Annotated in this window: 19 protein-coding genes and 1 other annotated feature (1 of these 20 only partly in view); of the genes, 18 read left to right on the top strand and 1 reads right to left on the bottom strand. The window is 30.5% G+C overall.

Annotated features, from left to right (window positions below; translation table 11 throughout):
* Positions 1 to 217: a binding site (T-box leader), on the top strand; it begins 34 nt to the left of the window's first position.
* A gap of 115 nt (positions 218 to 332) precedes the next feature.
* Positions 333 to 842 (top strand): tryptophan transporter, encoded by a 510-nt coding sequence (locus tag B8978_RS03715; protein WP_084113927.1) that lies wholly within the window; start codon positions 333 to 335, stop codon positions 840 to 842.
* Positions 843 to 980: 138 nt separating this feature from the next.
* On the opposite strand, the gene B8978_RS03710 is transcribed toward B8978_RS03715, so the two are convergent.
* Positions 981 to 1,460 carry an S-ribosylhomocysteine lyase gene (locus B8978_RS03710; protein ID WP_084113926.1) on the bottom strand — a complete coding sequence of 160 codons (480 nt, stop codon included), beginning with the start codon at positions 1,458 to 1,460 and terminating at the stop codon, positions 981 to 983.
* A gap of 222 nt (positions 1,461 to 1,682) precedes the next feature.
* Here B8978_RS03710 and B8978_RS03705 point away from each other — a divergent pair, with 222 nt between their 5' ends.
* The 17 genes from B8978_RS03705 (at position 1,683) to B8978_RS03625 (ending at position 19,033) form a co-directional block, all read left to right on the top strand.
* A complete protein-coding gene (locus B8978_RS03705; RefSeq protein WP_084113925.1) occupies positions 1,683 to 2,186 on the top strand; it encodes a GNAT family N-acetyltransferase in 504 nt (167 codons plus the stop codon).
* Between the two features lie 95 nt (positions 2,187 to 2,281).
* A complete protein-coding gene (locus tag B8978_RS03700) occupies positions 2,282 to 2,989 on the top strand; it encodes an SPOR domain-containing protein (RefSeq protein ID WP_176212596.1) in 708 nt (235 codons plus the stop codon).
* Between the two features lie 149 nt (positions 2,990 to 3,138).
* The gene (locus B8978_RS03695; RefSeq protein ID WP_084113923.1) at positions 3,139 to 3,393 is read left to right on the top strand and encodes a DUF4321 domain-containing protein; all 255 of its coding nucleotides are present in this window, start codon (positions 3,139 to 3,141) and stop codon (positions 3,391 to 3,393) included.
* A gap of 10 nt (positions 3,394 to 3,403) precedes the next feature.
* Positions 3,404 to 3,991, top strand: coding sequence for a Maf-like protein (locus B8978_RS03690; protein ID WP_084113922.1), 588 nt, complete (start codon positions 3,404 to 3,406; stop codon positions 3,989 to 3,991).
* 13 nt (positions 3,992 to 4,004) lie between these two features.
* The gene (radC, locus tag B8978_RS03685; protein ID WP_084113921.1) at positions 4,005 to 4,691 is read left to right on the top strand and encodes a RadC family protein; all 687 of its coding nucleotides are present in this window, start codon (positions 4,005 to 4,007) and stop codon (positions 4,689 to 4,691) included.
* A gap of 20 nt (positions 4,692 to 4,711) precedes the next feature.
* Complete coding sequence (locus B8978_RS03680; RefSeq protein ID WP_084113920.1) at positions 4,712 to 5,728, top strand: rod shape-determining protein; 1,017 nt, start codon at positions 4,712 to 4,714, stop codon at positions 5,726 to 5,728.
* Positions 5,729 to 5,730: 2 nt separating this feature from the next.
* The gene (gene mreC / locus B8978_RS03675) at positions 5,731 to 6,573 is read left to right on the top strand and encodes a rod shape-determining protein MreC (RefSeq protein ID WP_084113919.1); all 843 of its coding nucleotides are present in this window, start codon (positions 5,731 to 5,733) and stop codon (positions 6,571 to 6,573) included.
* Positions 6,574 to 6,583: 10 nt separating this feature from the next.
* Positions 6,584 to 7,075: a rod shape-determining protein MreD gene (gene mreD / locus B8978_RS03670; RefSeq protein WP_084113918.1), complete on the top strand. Its 492-nt coding sequence runs from the start codon at positions 6,584 to 6,586 to the stop codon at positions 7,073 to 7,075.
* A gap of 12 nt (positions 7,076 to 7,087) precedes the next feature.
* The gene (locus tag B8978_RS03665) at positions 7,088 to 9,799 is read left to right on the top strand and encodes a peptidoglycan D,D-transpeptidase FtsI family protein (protein WP_084113917.1); all 2,712 of its coding nucleotides are present in this window, start codon (positions 7,088 to 7,090) and stop codon (positions 9,797 to 9,799) included.
* 174 nt (positions 9,800 to 9,973) lie between these two features.
* Positions 9,974 to 12,664, top strand: a complete 2,691-nt coding sequence (locus B8978_RS03660; RefSeq protein WP_242950471.1) for a peptidoglycan D,D-transpeptidase FtsI family protein — start codon at positions 9,974 to 9,976, stop codon at positions 12,662 to 12,664.
* A gap of 165 nt (positions 12,665 to 12,829) precedes the next feature.
* Positions 12,830 to 13,462, top strand: a complete 633-nt coding sequence (gene minC / locus B8978_RS03655; protein WP_084113916.1) for a septum site-determining protein MinC — start codon at positions 12,830 to 12,832, stop codon at positions 13,460 to 13,462.
* 141 nt (positions 13,463 to 13,603) lie between these two features.
* Positions 13,604 to 14,404: a septum site-determining protein MinD gene (gene minD / locus B8978_RS03650; protein ID WP_084113915.1), complete on the top strand. Its 801-nt coding sequence runs from the start codon at positions 13,604 to 13,606 to the stop codon at positions 14,402 to 14,404.
* Positions 14,405 to 14,416: 12 nt separating this feature from the next.
* Complete coding sequence (gene minE / locus B8978_RS03645; RefSeq protein WP_084113914.1) at positions 14,417 to 14,686, top strand: cell division topological specificity factor MinE; 270 nt, start codon at positions 14,417 to 14,419, stop codon at positions 14,684 to 14,686.
* A 102-nt stretch (positions 14,687 to 14,788) separates the two neighbouring features.
* Positions 14,789 to 15,553, top strand: a complete 765-nt coding sequence (locus tag B8978_RS03640; protein WP_084113913.1) for a M23 family metallopeptidase — start codon at positions 14,789 to 14,791, stop codon at positions 15,551 to 15,553.
* A gap of 13 nt (positions 15,554 to 15,566) precedes the next feature.
* On the top strand, positions 15,567 to 16,424 hold the full coding sequence (locus B8978_RS03635; RefSeq protein ID WP_084113912.1) for a M50 family metallopeptidase: 858 nt from the start codon (positions 15,567 to 15,569) through the stop codon (positions 16,422 to 16,424).
* 58 nt (positions 16,425 to 16,482) lie between these two features.
* Positions 16,483 to 18,336 (top strand): TIGR03960 family B12-binding radical SAM protein, encoded by a 1,854-nt coding sequence (locus tag B8978_RS03630; protein WP_084113911.1) that lies wholly within the window; start codon positions 16,483 to 16,485, stop codon positions 18,334 to 18,336.
* Positions 18,308 to 19,033 (top strand): TIGR03936 family radical SAM-associated protein, encoded by a 726-nt coding sequence (locus tag B8978_RS03625; protein ID WP_084113910.1) that lies wholly within the window; start codon positions 18,308 to 18,310, stop codon positions 19,031 to 19,033. The genes B8978_RS03630 and B8978_RS03625 overlap by 29 nt, the downstream gene beginning before the upstream one ends.
* The last annotated feature ends 1 nt before the right edge of the window (position 19,034 follow it).

Below are 19,034 nucleotides of genomic sequence, written 5' to 3'. Positions count from 1 at the left end.
TTTAGTTAAAGAGAGCTGAGGGCGGTGGAATCTCAGTACAAAAACCTTTGATGAATGGACCTTTGAGGATTAAACCGAAATTCTTTAAAACTTTTAAAGAAGAGTAGTGGTTAACGTTTTTCGTACGTTATAACGAATAGGATATGTTAGTATTCGAAAAAGAGGTGTTTTTTTAACACAATTTAGGTGGTACCGCGGAAGTATCTCCGTCCTAATGTATATTTTAGGACGGAGTTTTTTTATACATTTTTTTAATAATATTTAGTGAAAACCGGTGTTTGCTAAATAAAGTGAAATAAAATAAAAATTAAAGAAAAAGGAGAATTCAAATTATGAATATAAAAAAATTAGTTACAAATTCTTTATTATTAGCTATAGGAGCAATATTGCATCAATTGACGCCTCCAATTGTTTTGGGAATGAAACCTGATTTTTCTCTAGCGCTATTATTTATAATAATGATATTTAATGATGATTATAAAACTTGTATATCTTCAGGAATAATTGCAGGAATATTATCAGCAGTAACAACAACTTTTCCAGGGGGACAATTACCGAATATAATTGATAAATTTATAACTGCGAATGTTATGTTTTTGTTTTTAATGCCTATAAGGAATATATTAAATAATCAGATTAAAGTATTGATAACAACTGCAGTAGGTACAATTGTAAGTGGAACAGTGTTTTTAAGTTCTGCATTTTTTATAGTAGGCCTTCCAACAAGCTTTAGAGTTTTGTTTTTATCAATCGTAATACCAGCATGTATTATAAATACAATAGTAGGAGCAGTGCTTTATAACGCTATAAATATAGCATCGAGAAGAAAGATAAATATTTAGAAATAACTAAATTATTAAAATGTTACTAAAAGTAAAAACGAAGGGTTTTAGCGACCCTTCGCCTTTTCACCGCGAAGCATAGTTGAAAACCCTTCACTTATACCTTGCAATTTATTTATATTATGACCTTTTTCATCTCTATTGTGGGTAATTCAAAGTTTCTTCACTAATTTTTAAAAGAACTTCATTAAGGTATTTTTTAGATACATATCTAGCCATAGGCAAATTCATATCAAGGTAATTTCCACAGTCTTTAGCAGCAGCTCCTGGAACCTCACCTTCGTATTCTGAAATAAATTTAAATAAATCAGTAAGTAATTCTACAATGTCTTTTGACTCGTAATCTCCACTAAGTAGTAAATAGAACCCAGTTCTGCAACCCATTGGTCCAAAATAAATAGTTTTTGATGAAAATTCTTTGCTATTTCTGAGATAAGTTGCAGCTAAATGTTCTATTGTGTGCACCTCAGCTGTATTTAAAACTGGTTCAAAATTAGGTTTTGTGAACCTAAGATCAAATGTTGTAATAGTGTTTTCACCAACTTTATCTTTTCTAGAAACATATACCCCAGGGTTTAATTTTAAATGGTCAATTGTAAAACTTGCTATTTTTTCCATGATAAAAGCCTCCTCATAAATCTTCTCAAAATATTATAAATATATATTTTTAAACATACAATTATTTTTTGAATATGTCTTAGGTAATTATATCAAAAAAACATTTTGTTTACAATTTAAGCATTGGTGTTTTTCGAAAGTATTTGATTAAATTTCATTCGCTCAAAGGAAATTATAATTTTACGTAGAATTAAAGTACTATAGTAGAAAGGGGCAGAAGAGATGGTTCAGGTATACATAAATTATAATGGAATCAGTATATCAAGTGTTGAAAAACAAGATGCTAAGTATGTACAACAGTGGTTTAACAATAAAAATGCAATGATTTGTTATGGTATAGATGACTATGTAGGCACTAATGAATTTAATGAAATATTTTTGGAGTATTACATAAGTGAAACCGAAATTTTTCTTAAAATTATAAAAGACAACAATCTGATAGGGATTTTTAGAGGAAGAATTGAATTTAAAGATGAGAGTAGAATTTGGATTTCATATTTTGCCCTAGATTCTGTTTATCTTAGAAGTTGTGATGAAAATTATTTGTTAGAACAAATATTAAAATATTTTTCAAATAATTACGGTATAAACAATTTTCTTGTGGGAATATCTGATGTTGATAAAAAAACATTAAAACTGCTTGAAAATAATGGATTCTACACTATAAGAACAAGCAGTGATTTTAATACAGGGACTAATACTATAATAATGAAGAGAAAAATATAAAACTTTAAATTTAAGATATGTCGATTTTTTTTTAGTATAATTTCCATTGCCTATTAGTATGATAAATATTAAGAAGGTTAATGGGGGATGAGAAAATGAGATATACAAGATATGACTTAAAACAAAAACAAGGAAGTAATAAGTTCTTTGGAATTATTTTAGTTATTATAATAGTTGCGGCAATATTTATTGGTACTGCTATGTCCAAGCTCTTATTGAAGAGCAATCAATATTTAGAGGATACAAATTCCGTGAGTAAAGCTAGTTCGTCTAGCGATGTAGCAAAAGCTAATGAATACGTCTTTTTGCAATGTGGTATTTTTAGTAAAAAAGAAAATGCTGATGTGCTAATGAGTACATTGTCCAAGTTTGGAAACCCAGTTGAAATTAATGATGGAAATAAGATAAGAGTTATTTTTGGATTTTATAAAAAAGATGATTATTATAAAAAGGCTACTAAATCGCTAAATGATAATAAGGTTGATGTACATGAAATAGATTATAAGATATATGATGAAGGTGATACAAATGATGAGATAGAAAAGATTATTGATGGAGACATTCAGATAATAAATAAATTAGGAGATAGTAATGTTAAAGGAATCCAGACTACAGATTTTAAAAAGTGGAGCAGTAAATTGGAAAAAGGCGATAAAAGTGATAAAAATTCAGCTGAATTAATGAAACTAAAAGATTATGTAGGTAAACTTCCAGAGACTTTTACTAAGGATAATATAGGCGATAATATTCAATTTGTTTATGATGAATTAAAGAAAATAAATGCTGTAACATCAAAAAAATAACAGGTAAATATATTAGTGTATTTTCTTTTGTATGCCTAAATAATAATAAAATAAAAAAAAATTATTAATAACTTGTGAAATACTTGTTTAGTGAGGTATTAAATGATAAACTATATTAGATGTATAAAGGATATGGGGGATATGGTAATATGATAGCGAAAAACTCAAAATATTTCATATTTCTTATTATATTAGGGGGAATAGGCGGAACTATATTAGGTGATGTAATTGGCACTCATTTTCCGAGTTTAATTTTACTAAAGAGTGCATATACTATAGGTACAACTAAACCTCTTATTTTGGATTTAAAAGTGATGAGTTTAACGCTTGGAGTGAGCTTAAATATCAATATAATGACTATAATTGGTGTGATTTTGGCAATACTATTATATAGAAAACACTAGGAGTGAAACAATGAACCTTATTTTAGCATCAGCTTCTGAAAGAAGAATTGAACTTCTAAAGAGAATAACTGAAGATTTTGTTGTAATTGTAAGTAATTTTGATGAAGACAAAGTCAAATTTACAGGGAAAGTACATGAGTATGTTATGGAACTTTCAAAGCAAAAAGCATGTGTAACGTCTAAGAGTGAGGAAATATCTAAGGATGATAGAAATATTATAATTGCTTTTGATACTGTTGTTTCAATTGATAATAAAATATTAGGAAAACCAAAAGATAGAGAAGAAGCTTTTAGGATGCTTAAGATGCTAAGTGGAAAAATACATAATGTATATACTGGCGTTACAATTTTTGACGTAAACTCTGGAGTAAAAAATTCTGATTATGTATGCACTAAGGTTAAGTTTTCACATTTAACTGATAAAGCAATAGACAAGTACCTTGATTTAGGAGAATATAAAGATAAAGCAGGTGCTTATGGAATACAAGGATATGCAGCAGTATTTGTTGAATCAATAGAAGGATGTTTTTATAGTGTTGTTGGTTTACCTTTAAATAAGTTAAATAATATGTTTGGGGAGATGGGAATAAATCTATAGAGAAGGTGTATTTTTGAACAATTCACTTAAGATTTTTGATTTCCCAGAAAATGAAAGACCAAGAGAAAGAATGAAAAGATATGGTGCAAACACTTTGTCAAATTGTGAACTATTAGCCATTATTTTAAGAACAGGAACAGCAAAAAATAATGTACTAGATTTATGTAATAATTTATTAAAGTGTGGACATGGACTCAATGGTCTGTTAAATCTAAGCTACAATGAACTTATTGAAATAAATGGAATAGGAATAGCTAAAGCAATGCAAATTATGGCTTTAAGTGAACTTTCAAAACGATTTAAAACTTATCGCTCAGGGGATACGTATAAAATTTCTACACCCAAAGATGTGGCTGACTTAGTAATGAATGAAATGAGAGATTTAAACAAGGAAATTTTAAAACTAATTTTGCTTAACACTAAAAATGTAGTTATTCAAATGCGTAATATTTCTATGGGAAGTTTGAATTCATCCATTGTTCATCCAAGAGAGGTATTTAGTGAAGCTATTTTATGGCATAGTGCTTCGATTATAATATGTCACAACCATCCGTCAGGAGATCCAGCACCAAGCAAGGAAGATATTAATATTACTAGAAGACTTAGAGAATGTGGAAAAATAATTGGGATTGAAGTATTAGATCATGTAATTATAGGTGATGGCATCTACATAAGTTTAAAAGAAAAAGGAATTTGTTGATTTTGAAAGGAGAAATTTTAATGGCGTTTTTTGGTATATCTAGAGACATGGGCATAGATTTAGGGACAGCAAATACATTAGTATATGTAAAGGGTAAAGGTATTGTTTTAAGAGAACCTTCAGTAGTAGCGGTTAATACAAACACAAAGGCTGTACTTGCTGTAGGCGATGAAGCAAAACAAATGATAGGTAGAACACCAGGTAACATAGTAGCAATAAGACCACTAAGAGATGGAGTTATTGCAGATTTTGATATAACTGAAAGCATGTTAAAAAGATTTATTTCTAAGGTTACTGGAAAAAATTCTTTTGCAAGCCCTAGAATAATAGTTTGTTTCCCTTCAGGTGTAACTGAGGTGGAAAGAAGAGCAATAGACGAGGCAACAAAAAGAGCCGGAGCAAGAGATGTTCAACTTATGGAAGAACCAATGGCAGCAGCAATTGGAGCAGGACTTCCAGTAGAAGAGCCAAAAGGAAGTATGGTTGTTGATATCGGTGGTGGTACAACAGAAGTTGCAGTTATTTCTTTAGGTGGTATTGTTACAAGTAAGTCATTAAGAGTTGCAGGTGATGAACTTGATCAGGCAATTATAAGTTATATTAAAAAAGAATATAATTTGATGATAGGTGAAAGAACTGCTGAAAATGTTAAAGTTCAACTTGGTTCAGCATACAGAACAGAAGAGCCAGAAGAGACTATGGATATAAAAGGAAGAGATCTTATATCAGGACTACCAAAAAACATTGAGATAGGTGAAGCAGAAGTTAGAGAAGCATTAAAAGAACCAGTAGCTTCAATAATAGACGCTATAAAACTTACTCTTGAAAAAACACCACCAGAATTGGCTTCAGATATTATGGATAAAGGCATTATGCTTACTGGAGGGGGAGCACTTTTAAAAGGCCTCGATAGTTTGATTTATAATGAAACACATATGCCTGTACATATAGCAGAAGCACCACTTGATTGCGTAGCTCTTGGAGCAGGTAAAGCCCTTGAACACTTTGATAAATTAAGCAAGAGTAATAGAGGATAAAAATGAAGCTTTTAAAAAATAAACTGGCAGTAGCAATTATTGTTCTGTCAGTTAGCTTTTTGGTGTTAATAGGAGTGAGTGTAAGAAGAGAAAATGCTTCTTTTTTAGAGAGTGGTGTTGGTGGTGCTATAACTTCAGTACAGGGTGTAATTTATAGGGCTTCTAATAAGGTGGCAGATTGGTTTAGTTTTGTAACTCATTTTTCTGAAATAAAACAAGAAAATGAAGATTTAAAATCTCAAAATTCCAGTATGAAAAGAAAGGTATCAGATTACGATGCCTTAAAAAATAAATATGATATATTATCGAAAAAATTAAATTATCAAGACCAAAATACCCAGTATAATTATAAAAATTGCAATGTTATAGGAAGAGTGCCCCAGAATAATGATAGCATTATTATAGACATGGGAACAAAAGATGGTATAAAAATAGGCTTGGCTGTAATAACTGAGGACGGATTAGTTGGTAAAGTTATAGATGTAAAAAGCACTTACAGCATTGTTGGTACATTAAGCAATGTAAATATAAGCGTTGGTGCAATGAATAAAAGATCAAGGGATAACAGTGGAATAGTAAGTGGTTATGAAGATGATAATAACAATAAATTAGCTATTATTAAGGAACTTCCACAAAATGCCGACATTAAAAAAGATGATGAAATAATAACATACGGCACGGTATATCCAGCAAATATTCCTATTGGGAAAGTAATAAGTGTAGGAAAAGATGCTGCAACAGTTAGTACAACTGCAGTTATAAAACCTCATGTTGATTTCAATAAACTAGAACAGGTTTCAGTAGTTGTACCAAAAAATAATGATGTAAATGAAATAAAATACTAGGGTGATTTATATGAGAAAGATTGTAATTTTAACAATTTTAATTTTTGTTCTTGAAGTATTAGACAATACAATGGTGCCTTTGTTTTCAATATATGGATATATCCCTAGTTTACTCTTCATATTTGTTCTTTGTTATTCAATAATTAATGATAGATGGTCAGCAGTTAAAGTTGGATTGATTTCTGGTGCTCTTCAAGATTTGTTTTTTATAAACGGGTTTGGTGTGAATACTCTTTTAAATATGCTCATATGTGTTTTGGCAGGAGAAATTGGGAGAAATTTATTTAAAGAGAAAAGACTAATGCCCGTTTTAAGTATTTTATTATTAACTTTTCTTAAAGAAATTTTTATGCTCATAATTTTACATGCCGTGCACATAAATATGAATATATATGCAAGTATTATTGTTGCAATTTACAGTTTTGTTGTAGCTATATTTGTATATAAACCAGTTTATAAATTATGTCGAAAACCTTATATGATTAAAAAATGGAAATTTTAAAGTGGTGATAAAATGGAGAAAAAGAGTAAGTTAAAAAAAATGTTTAATAGATATACTGTGCTGCTTATTATAATGTTAATATTATTTTCAGCTTTAGGTGGTAGGTTATATTATTTACAGGTTACTAGTGGACAGTATTATAGTGATACTGCAAATACCAAATCTCATAAATTGATAACAGTGTCAGCTCCAAGAGGTTTTATATCTGACAAAAATGGTGTAAATCTTGCAACAGATGTTCAAAGTTATAATATTACTTACACAGATACAGATGAAAGTGGAAAGACATTATTTTCAACTTTACAAAAAGTATTTAGTATATTAGACGAAAACAAAGAAAATCAAGATGACAGTTTTGAATTAAAGGTAAATCCATATAGATTCGAATTTAGCACAAGTGATGCTACGGAGATACAAACGCTTCAACTTAGATTTTTAAAAGATAGAGGTTTTCAAGATAGTATTTTGAAAAAAGATTTTAAAGGAAAAAAAGAAACGGATTTAACAAAAAGCGAAACTTCTAAACTTAATGACGAATTATTGAAACTATCTCCAGAATATGTTTATAACACTCTTGTTAAAAAATATGGAATAATTGAAGGACTAAAGAGTATAAATGTTCAAACTACACCTGAAAACATAAGAAGATATTTACTTGTTAAAGATGGAATCAAAATGAATAGTTTTTCAGGTTATAAACCAGTTGATATAGCAAGCAATGTTAGTAAAAACACATCACTTATATTTCAGCAGAGGCTTTCTGAACTTCCTGGAATAAATGTAGATAATCAGCCAATGAGGCAATATCCTTATGGTCAACTGGCATCATCAGTTCTTGGATATATAAGTAAAATAAATCCTGATGATGAGGAGAAATATTCAGAAAAAGGATATGATACAAGTAGTGATTATGTAGGTGTTTCAGGAATTGAGGCAGCTCTTGAAAGTAAGCTTAAAGGCGATAATGGTGGAGAGGTTGTTCAAGTTGATAAACAAGGTAGAGTTACAAACAAACTTGCAACTAGAGAAGCAGCACCAGGAAATAACGTTCAACTTACAATAGATTCAAATGTTCAATATACTACTGAGCTGGCTTTAAATAATGAACTTAAATATTTAAGAAGTGTAGGAAAGGTTGGTACTGATCAGATAACAACTAATGCTACTAGAGGAGCAGCAGTTGTTATAGATGTTCATACTGGAGGTGTTTTAGCCTTAGCAAGTTTGCCTAGTTTTAATCCTAATGATTTTTCAAATCCTTCAGGTCTTACAGAAGAACAGAATCAGAAGTATTTTAATCCGGATTATGAAAGTATGGCTAAGGCGGCTGGTATTACTCAGCAAAGTCAGATTGACGCAAGATTTCCAATTGACACTAGCATCAAAGGTAATACAACTAGAAGAAAAGACTTATATGACTTTTTCCCAAAGTATTTATACAACTATGCAACAATGTCACTTATTCCATCAGGATCGACCTTTAAGCCGCTAACAGCAATAGCAGCTCTTCAAAGTGGAGTAATAACACCTGATTATACCTACACTGATCAAGGCTACTTTGATATAGGTGGAGGAAATTTGGATCACTTTTATTCAGATGGAGCACTTGGGGTTGTTAATGTTGTAGGTGCCATAATAAAATCAAGTAACCCATTTTTTATGAATGCAGGCGGACGCCTCAGAAGTAAGGGTGGAGATGATGCATTAGCAAAATATGCATGGCAGTTTGGACTAGGAGCAGATCCAAAGTCTACAGATCCTAATGCAGCAAGTACAGGTATTGAGATACCAGAAAACTTTGGCCAGGTATATAATTCCTATTCTCAAAAAAACCTATCTGCAACTCAGTATCTTTTAAATATAGAAGTAGATTTACAAAATGGTATGTCAGGTACAAATGTTAAACTTCCTGTTATTGATTTATATGATAGGGATACTGACAGTAAGGCAGTTGCAGACATTAAAACGGAAATTAAAAATGACATTAAGGATACGGTTAAAAACGGAACTTTTTCAAAGGACAACTATAAAGCATTATTTAAAAAACTAGTAGATACTGATGGACAGTATAAGGATAAAAATATAACAGATGCACAGTTAGGAGCTGTAGCAGATGATGTTAGATATCAAGCGCTTCAAACAGGCCATGGTTCACTTAGTTTACCTTATAATATGTATTTTGCATCAATTGGTCAAGGTATGGATAACTTTACTCCACTTCAACTAGCTAACTATGTAGCGACTATAGCTAATGGTGGAACAAGGTATAAGGTACATCTAGTTGATAAAGTAACAGACTCCACAGGTAAGGTAGTGCTTCAAAATCAGCCTACAGTTATTGATAAGGCAGATATGAGTGCTGAGACAAGACAATTAGTTATGGCTGGAATGGAAGGTGTTACAGGTACTGGTGGTGGTGGTACAGATGGTACTGCAGCATCAACATTCAAAGGATTCCCAATCAATACTGGTGGTAAAACAGGTACAGCTGAATTTAACACTACTATCCAAGATCAAGTTGGAAGATCAGATTATGCATGGTATGTTGGATTTGCACCAGCAGATAACCCTCAAATAGCAGTATCTGTAGTTATTTTTGATGGTGGATATGGTAGCGAAGCATCTAAAGTAGCAAAAGGAATATATGAAGGATACTTTAAAGATGAGCTTCAAAAACTAAACTATCCACTTGATATTGATGTGAATGCTAAACCTGAAAATTAATAAAAAGAGAGAATGTCTTAAAAATTAAAGACATTCTCTCTTTTTCATTTAACACTCAGATTGTATCAAAACCAAAACCCCATTTGAGTGTTAGTTTCACTTTATTGCAAATATTATAAATATGATGTATATTAGAAAATATGGAATATTATCTATAAAAAAGGAGGCAAATGGGTGAAATGGAGTAAAAAAATATTAAATAGATATACAGTATTATTGTTAATAATGCTTATATTATTTTCAGTATTGGGTGCTAAGTTATATTATCTTCAAGTTAGCCGAGGAGACTATTATAGTGATAGTGCAAACACTAAGTCTCACAAACTAATAACGGTACAAGCCCCAAGAGGGTTTATAAAGGATAAAAATGGTGTAGACCTTGCTACAGATGTTCAAAGCTACAATATTACTTATACAAATACAGATGAAAGTGAAAAAACATTATTTCAAACGCTACAAAAAGTATTTAAAATATTAGATGAAAACAAAGAAAGTCAAGATGACAATTTTGAATTAAAGATAAATCCATATAGATTTGAATTTAGCACAAGCGATGCTACGGAGATACAAACACTTCAACTTAGATTTTTAAAAGATAGAGGGTTCCAAGATAATATTTTGAAAAAAGATTTTAAAGGTAAAAAAGAAGCGGATTTAACAGATAGTGAGAAGGCAAAACTTAATGATAAGTTATTAAAGTTAACACCTGAATATATATATAACGAGCTTATTAAAGAATATGGGATCATTAAAGGACTTAAGAGTATAAATGTTCAAACTACGCCTGAAAACATAAGAAGATATCTATTAATTAAAGATGGAATTAAAATGAATAGTTTTTCAGGTTATAAACCAGTTGATATAGCAAGCAATATTAGTAAAAACACATCGCTTATATTTGCTCAAAGGCTTTTTGAACTTCCAGGAATAAATGTAGACAATAAATCAATGAGGAAATATCCATATGGTCAACTTGCATCATCGGTTCTTGGATACATAAGTAAGATAAATTCTGATGATGAGGAGAAATATTCAGAGAAGGGTTATGATACAAGTAGCGATTATATAGGTATTTCAGGAATTGAAGCAGCTCTTGAAAGTAAACTTAAAGGTGACAATGGTGGAAAAGTTGTTCAAGTTGATAAGCAAGGTAGGGTTACAAACGAACTTGCCACTAGAGAAGCAGCACCAGGAAACAATGTTCAGCTTACAATAGATGTAAATTTGCAGTATGCAGCAGAGCAGGCATTGAAAAAAGAGATGGCATATTTGCAAAGCACAGGTAGTATTGGAGGTCAAACAACAACTAATGCAACTAGAGGAGCAGCAGTAGTTGTTGATGTGCATACAGGCAATGTTTTAGCACTTGTAAGCTTACCAGGATTTGATCCAAATGATTTTTCAAATCCAAAGGGACTCACAGATGCAACAATACAAAAATATTTTAACGATGATTATGAACAAATGGCAAAGGCCCAAAATATGTCTCAAAGTGTTATTGATTTTAGATTTCCAATTGACACTAGCATTAAAGGAAATACTACAATAAGAAGAGATAGGTATGATTATTTTCCTAAGCCATTATATAATTATGCTACAATGTCACTTATACCACCGGGTTCTACATTTAAGCCATTAACAGCAGTAGCAGGTTTAGAAAATGGAGCTATAGATGAAAACACTCCTTATAATGACCAAAATCAATTTGACATAGGTGGTAAAATTGAAAAATTTACAGATGCCGTAAATGGTGAGTTAAGCGTAGTGAGAGCTCTACAAGTATCAAGTAACCCATTTTTTATGTATACAGCACAACGTCTTTTAGATAAAAACAATAACAATCTTGATATTTTAGCACAATATGCATGGGGATTTGGATTAGGTGCAGATCCTAAAGAAACTAATCCGGGAACAGGGATAGAAATATCTGAAAGTTTTGGACAAGTATATAATACAGTTTCACAAAAAAAAATATCGTCAGCACAATATCTTTTAAGCATAGAACAAGATTTAAACACAGGAATTTCTTCAAAAGGTATAAAGTTGCAACAAGTAGATTTGTATGACAGAGATGGTGACGATATTATAGTTTATAAAGATAAAAAACTGTCTGAAATAAAAAAAGAAATCAAAGATGATATAACGGATTCTGTTAGGAATGGAACTTTTTCAGTAAATAATTATAAAAAATTATTAAAGGAATTAATTGCAGCAGATCCTAAATACAGTGGAAAGAATTTTTCGGATACGGATTTAAGTAACATTGTAGCTGATATAAATGATAGAGCCATTGCTAGTGGAAATTGGGAATTAAGCCGTAGATTTAATGTTTATCATGCAGCTATTGGCCAAGGTATGGATACATTTACGCCACTTCAGCTAGCTGGATATGTATCTACACTTGTAAATGGAGGTACAAGATATAAACTTAATTTACTTGGTAAAATAACTGATGCTACAGGAAAAATTATTTATGAAACAAAACCAGAGGTGCTTGATAAAGTTCAAATAAGTCAGAAAACAAGAAATTTAGTTATGCAAGGAATGAATGATGTTACGCAGCAAGGTACAGCAGCACAGGCATTTGTTGGCTTTCCACTTCAAACAGGAGGTAAAACAGGTACAGCACAATTTAATGCTGATTTACAGTATCAAGAAGGAAGATCAGACTATGGAATTTATGTTGGGTATGCGCCTAAGGACGACCCTCAAATAGCAGTGTCAGTAGCTATTTTTGATGGTGGAGCAGGTGTTGAGGCAGCTAAAGTTGCAAAGGGAATATATGAAGGATATTTTAAAGATGAACTTCAAAAAAAATATAATTATAACTTTGACATTGATTTAAATACTAAACCTGAAAATTAATTTAAGAGTGTACTTGCCATAAATATATTTATGATAAGTACACTCTCTTATTTTGATGAAAAGATAAAGTTTGTAAAATAAAATTAAAATATTTATAAAAAAAAGGATTTTTATTGTATGTGTTGAATTATATAAATTGAATGTTATGACCTTTGGAGGGTTAATATGGGTGAAGACAAGATTGTTTTAAGAGGAAATAAAGACGGTTTAAATGTAGTAATTGATATGAATAGGTTTAAAGATTTTATTGAAATGCTTCAGATATTGAAGGAAAAGCTCTCTAGGGGCAAAAGGTTTTACAAAGGTGCTACAATAAAAATAACTATACAGCTTAAGCTAGTAAGTGAGAGAGAATTAAGAAAATTAAAGGACATTTTATTCCAGGAGTTTCTTATAAAAGATTGTATATTTGAAGATGTTGATGAAAAATCTAATAAAACTTTTTCTGGAATATATGAAGGAAGAACAAAATTTATTAGAAAAACGGTTAGAAGTGGACAAATAGTAAATTACCCTGGAAATATAGTCATAATAGGAGATGTAAATCCGGGCTCTGAAGTAGTCGCTGCAGGTAATATAATTGTATTAGGAATTCTTAAAGGTGCTGCTCATGCCGGATCAAATGGAAATGACAAAGCAATAATTGCTGCTTTCAGGCTTGAACCAAATGTACTTCAAATAGCGGGAACTATTACAAAGGCACCAGAAAATGATGAAAAACCAAGTTATCCTGAAGTAGCTAAAATTAAAGGGAAAATTATAATTGTAGAGCCATATTCACCTAATAAGTTTTATTAAGCTTAAATTACTGGTATGTATTTACTATATTTGGTATAATGATAAATAGACGTTGTATTAATTAGATTGTTAAAGATATTTTTGATATCTTCGTATATATTACTATTCACCTAATGAATTTTATTAATGGAGGTTAATTTTATGGGAGAAGCGATTGTAATAACATCTGGAAAAGGTGGAGTTGGTAAAACTACAACTACAGCCAATATTGGTACCGCACTTGCAGCTATGGGAAAAAAGGTAGTTGTTGTAGATGGAGATACTGGACTTAGAAATTTGGATGTTTTAATGGGACTTGAAAATAGGATAGTATTTACACTGCTAGATGTAATTGAAGAAAATTGTAGATTAAAACAAGCACTTATAAAAGACAAAAGATATGAAAACTTATTTTTATTACCAACAGCTCAGACTAGGGATAAAAACGATATAAGTACTAAGCAGATGCTTGAGGTTGTTAATGAGTTAAAAAATGATTATGATTATGTAATTATTGATTGTCCAGCAGGAATTGAGCAAGGATTTGAAAATGCAGTAGTTGGTGCAGATAGAGCTATAATTGTTGTAAATCCTGAAGTTACTTCTGTAAGAGATGCAGACAGAGTAATTGGAAAACTTGACTCAAAAGGATTAGATAACCATAAATTGGTTGTAAACAGAATAGATATGGATATGGTTAAAAGAGGGGACATGCTTGGTATTGAAGATGTAATCGATAATCTTGCAATTAAGCTTATAGGAGTTGTACCTAACGATAGAGACATTACAATATCAACAAATAGAGGGGAACCTATTGTTCTTAATCAAAGTTCTAAGGCAGGAAATGCATTTAGGGATATTGCTAAGAGAATAACAGGGGAAGATGTACCGTTCGAATCATTAGAAGAACATGAGTCTACAGGTATTGTTTCAGCTATTATGAATTTATTTAGAAAGAGATAAGGAGGGGATAAAATGGATTTACTTAGTTTGTTTTCAAGAAAACCATCTTCAAAAGAAGTGGCTAATGAAAGATTAAAATTAATTTTGATTCATGATAGAGCTGACTTATCCCCAGAACTTTTGGATATGATAAAAGGAGAAATAATGAATGTAATAGCAAAGTATGTAGAGGTAGATAATTCAGATGTTGAAGTTAAGTTTACTAAGGTAGCAGCAGAAGAGGGATCATCACCAGCACTAGTAGCTAACATTCCTATTAAAAGAATGAAGGCAAAAAGATAAAAGAAATGCATTTTTGCATTTCTTTTATTTTTTTATATTTGTCATAATAAATAATAATTTTAATATATATGATATTGTATGAAATAATTATAGGAGGATACAATGGGAAACTACAATAGTCAATATGAAAATTATTATAATTCTCTATCAAGCAGAATAAATAATAGAGGAAATATCTATGGACAAAAACAGAAAAACTACTTTAATAAAGATAAATTTTTTCGCATAATTAGGATTCAACTTTTAGGAACCTTATTATTGTTCACCATAATATTCACATGTAAGGTGTATGTGACTCCACAGACCAAGGCAGTATATAATTTTGCTAAATATACTATTAATGAAAATTATGATATAAAGTCTCTTATAAGTTATGGGAGTAATATAAATTTAAGTAATGTTAGTAAGTATGTTAAAAAAGAGAATTTTAATGATATGGAGAATAAAATTGTTAACTTAATTGATAACGAAAGAGCAAAATTTACAGGGAGTAAAACAATAAAGCAAGAAATAAATCAAGAATTTGCAGTACCAGTAGCAGGTAGTTTGACAAAAACAGAACTGGATAATGGGTTGCAATTTAAAGTGCCAATAAATACAGATATAAAAGCTGTATATTCCGGAATTGTTGAGAGTGCTGGTGAAAATAAAGAAGATGGTAAGTATATTGTTATAGATCATGGTAGTGGAATTGAAACAAAATATAGTAATTTAAATTTAATAGATGTAAAAATGGGAGAAAAGGTAAATAAAAATGATGTTATAGGAAAATCCGGAAACAGCAGTAAAGATAAAACAGGAGGTTTATACTTTCAATTAATATATATGGGAGAAAATCTAAATCCTACAGAATATTTAAAAAATTAGATGGAGTGATTTCTTGATTAATATTTGTAAACTTATACTAACATATATTTTATTGATAGTAGCTTTTAGCTTTAATGACAATTATTTGATAGCTTTTGTAATTGTCATTTTGCATGAATACACTCATTATTTCACTGCTTATATTTTTGGATATAGAGGTGGAAAAATAAAAATATTACCCTTTGGAGCTTCACTTAATCTTACAGGCATTGAGGGTGCTTCGGTAAAAGAAGAAATAATAATATCACTGTTAGGACCAATTATGAATTTAGTGCTGGCAGTTATTTTTTACGCATTAAATATAAATTACAGGAATGGATTTATAGAAACATTATTTTTTACAAACTTATGCATTGGGATATTTAATCTACTTCCAGCATTACCTTTAGATGGTGGAAGAATATTAAGAGCAATAATATCCTCACGGACGGTATACAGAAGGGCAAATATTATTACAATTATTGTAAGCATGAGTATTGGTGGACTATTTATTTTATATTATTTATTTTGCTTTTTTAAGGGACATATTAATTTTACTTTTGGAATTATTGCATTTTATATAATTATATATTCAAAAAAGGAGAAAGAGAGGGTTGCTTATATAATTATGAGTGATATTATAAAGAAAAAATTTAAATTTATGAAAAAAGGATATATTGAAAATAAGAGCCTGTCTATATACTGGAGGGAGGGGCTTTTAAAGGCACTTAGTCTTGTAGAAAAAAATAGATATAATCTTTTTATTGTGTTAGATGATGATTTAAAAGTTGTTGACATTATATATGAAAGTGAGGTTATAGATGGTCTAAAAAACTATGGAAATATATCTTTAGATGAATATATAAAGTCCAAAAATTCAGGAATTGGTTGATTTTATACATCATTATGTTAGAATATAAAAATGAATAGTCCAGTAGGAGGATAAAAATTTGAAAAAAATAACTGATGATATTTTATATAGAGTAGAAAAACCAGCACGTTATGTGGGTGGAGAAATTAATAGCATTCAAAAAGACAAAAATGAAGTTGATATTAGGTTTGCATTTTGTTTTCCAGATGTCTATGAAGTAGGAATGTCTCATCTTGGAATGAAGATATTGTATCATGTTTTAAACAAAAGGGAAGATACATATTGTGAAAGAGCTTTTGCGCCTTGGCCTGATATGGAAAAACTTATGAGAGAAAATGAAATACCTCTTTATACACTTGAAACTAAGGATTCACTAAGTGAATTCGATTTTGTTGCGTTTACTCTTCAATATGAAATGAGTTATACCAATATATTGAATATGCTTAATATGTCTCAAATTGAAGTTAGAGCATCAAAAAGAAGTGAAGCTGATCCAATAATATTATGTGGAGGCCCATGTGCATATAATCCAGAACCACTACATGATATAGCAGATATATTTTCTCTTGGTGAAGGCGAAGAACATTTAAATGAGGTGTTAGATTTATATAAGAAATATAAAGGCAGAAGTAAAAGCGAGTTTTTAAGAGCAGCAGCAAAAATAGAAGGTACATATGTGCCTAGCCTTTATGATGTTATTTATAACGAAGATGGAACTATAAAAGAATTCAAACCTAAATTTGATGATGTACCTAAGAAGGTAAAGAAAAGAATAATCACTAATTTTAATGAGGTAGAATACCCTGATAAAATAATAGTTCCTTACAATGAAATAGTACATGATAGAATAATGCTTGAAACATTTAGAGGATGTACAAGAGGTTGCAGATTTTGCCAGGCAGGCATGGTATATAGACCAGTAAGAGAAAAGAAAACAGAAAAATTGATACAGTTAGCAGATGAAATTATAAAAAATACAGGATATGAAGAACTGTCACTTACTTCATTAAGTATTTGTGATTATTCGGATATACAAAATCTTGTTTTTTCTTTGGTGGATAAGTATAAAGAAAAAAATATAGGAGTGTCACTTCCATCTCTTAGAATAGATTCTTTTTCAGTGGATTTAATTAAAGAAATACAAAAAGTAAGAAAAACTGGACTTACATTTGCACCAGAGGCAGGATCTCAAAGAATGAGGGATGTAATAAATAAAGGTGTAACTGAACAAAACTTAATGGACTCTGCGGGAAGCGCATTTAAAGCAGGTTGGTCAACAATTAAATTGTATTTTATGATTGGACTTCCATATGAGACCATTGATGACGTAAAAGAAATAGCATATTTATCAAGAAAAGTAGTTGATGAATATTATAAAATTCCAAAACCTGAAAGAAAAAAGGGACTAAAGGTTACTGCTAGTACTTCTATTTTTGTTCCAAAACCATTTACACCATTCCAATGGTCACCAATGGATAAAATGCCTTCTGTAAGGGAAAAAATTGGAGAGCTTAGAAAAGTTATGGATAGAAAGATAACTTATAACTGGCATGAGACTCCAGTTAGTTATCTTGAGGCAGTTTTTGCAAGAGGTGACAGAAGAGTTTGTGATGTTCTTGTAAGAGCTTTTGAAAAAGGAGCTAAATTGGATGGCTGGTCAGAGTACTTTAACTATAATACATGGATGGAAGCAATGGAAGAATGTAATGTAGATGGCGATTTCTATGCTTATAGAGAGAGAAGTTATGATGAAGTTTTACCTTGGGATTTCATTGACATTGGGATTAATAAGGAATATTTAATAAGAGAAAATGAAAATGCTAAAATAGCGGCTGTAACACCAGATTGCAGACTTGGCTGTAAAAATTGTGGAGCTAACGTTAGCTTTAAAGAAGGGAAGTGTTTTGAAGGTGCGTTATTTAATGAAATTTAAAAAGGGTTCTGATATAAAGTTTGTAGCCCATCTAGATATCATGAGAGCGGTGCAAAGGACTTTTAAGAGGGCCCAGCTTCCAGTGGATTATTCAAACGGATTTAATCCTCATATGAAGCTTTCAATTGCACAACCACTTTCTGTTGGAATGTATTCAGATAGTGAATATTTAGATATTGATTTTAAAGAGGAAGTTGATAGTAAAGATATAATAGATAGATTTAATAGTAGTTCTACAAAAAACTTAGAAATATTAGAAGTAGTGGCTATAAAAGAACCATATGATAAGGATGGAAAGAAAATCCCACAATCTATGGCTGCTACGGATATGGCAAGTTATGAAATTAAAATTAAATATGAAAGCACTGATGATTTAGAATTACAAGTTTTGAATTTGTTAAAAGAAAATGAATGGAACATAGTAAAAAAGACGAAAAATGGAGAAAAAGAAGTAAATATTAAACCAATGATAAAAGATTTTAAGTTTGAGGTACAAGATAAATTACTATTTATTGAAGTGCTAGTTTCCTGTGGAAGTAGAGAAAACCTATCAGCAGAACTGCTTTCTAAATACATTAAGCTACATACAAGTAATGTAGATGAAGTAGCATTTACTGATATAAAGAGAAAAGAAATATATGGGATGGTAGGTAATAAAATGTTACCTTTATGTGAATACTTTAAAATATTTGCATAGA

It is taken from the genome of Clostridium acidisoli DSM 12555, from assembly GCF_900176305.1.
GTDB classification, from domain to species: domain Bacteria; phylum Bacillota; class Clostridia; order Clostridiales; family Clostridiaceae; genus Clostridium_I; species Clostridium_I acidisoli.
This window is presented reverse-complemented; position numbering and strand designations above follow the sequence as displayed.

What these genes read in the sequence shown, in the direction of transcription:
- B8978_RS03715 (WP_084113927.1), top strand. Translation starts at nt 333, where the DNA reads ATGAATATAAAAAAATTAGTTACAAATTCTTTATTATTAGCTATAGGA.
- B8978_RS03710 (WP_084113926.1), bottom strand. Translation starts at nt 1,460, where the DNA reads ATGGAAAAAATAGCAAGTTTTACAATTGACCATTTAAAATTAAACCCT.
- B8978_RS03705 (WP_084113925.1), top strand. Translation starts at nt 1,683, where the DNA reads ATGGTTCAGGTATACATAAATTATAATGGAATCAGTATATCAAGTGTT.
- B8978_RS03700 (WP_176212596.1), top strand. Translation starts at nt 2,282, where the DNA reads ATGAGATATACAAGATATGACTTAAAACAAAAACAAGGAAGTAATAAG.
- B8978_RS03695 (WP_084113923.1), top strand. Translation starts at nt 3,139, where the DNA reads ATGATAGCGAAAAACTCAAAATATTTCATATTTCTTATTATATTAGGG.
- B8978_RS03690 (WP_084113922.1), top strand. Translation starts at nt 3,404, where the DNA reads ATGAACCTTATTTTAGCATCAGCTTCTGAAAGAAGAATTGAACTTCTA.
- B8978_RS03680 (WP_084113920.1), top strand. Translation starts at nt 4,712, where the DNA reads ATGGCGTTTTTTGGTATATCTAGAGACATGGGCATAGATTTAGGGACA.
- mreC (WP_084113919.1), top strand. Translation starts at nt 5,731, where the DNA reads ATGAAGCTTTTAAAAAATAAACTGGCAGTAGCAATTATTGTTCTGTCA.
- mreD (WP_084113918.1), top strand. Translation starts at nt 6,584, where the DNA reads ATGAGAAAGATTGTAATTTTAACAATTTTAATTTTTGTTCTTGAAGTA.
- B8978_RS03665 (WP_084113917.1), top strand. Translation starts at nt 7,088, where the DNA reads ATGGAGAAAAAGAGTAAGTTAAAAAAAATGTTTAATAGATATACTGTG.
- minC (WP_084113916.1), top strand. Translation starts at nt 12,830, where the DNA reads ATGGGTGAAGACAAGATTGTTTTAAGAGGAAATAAAGACGGTTTAAAT.
- minD (WP_084113915.1), top strand. Translation starts at nt 13,604, where the DNA reads ATGGGAGAAGCGATTGTAATAACATCTGGAAAAGGTGGAGTTGGTAAA.
- minE (WP_084113914.1), top strand. Translation starts at nt 14,417, where the DNA reads ATGGATTTACTTAGTTTGTTTTCAAGAAAACCATCTTCAAAAGAAGTG.
- B8978_RS03640 (WP_084113913.1), top strand. Translation starts at nt 14,789, where the DNA reads ATGGGAAACTACAATAGTCAATATGAAAATTATTATAATTCTCTATCA.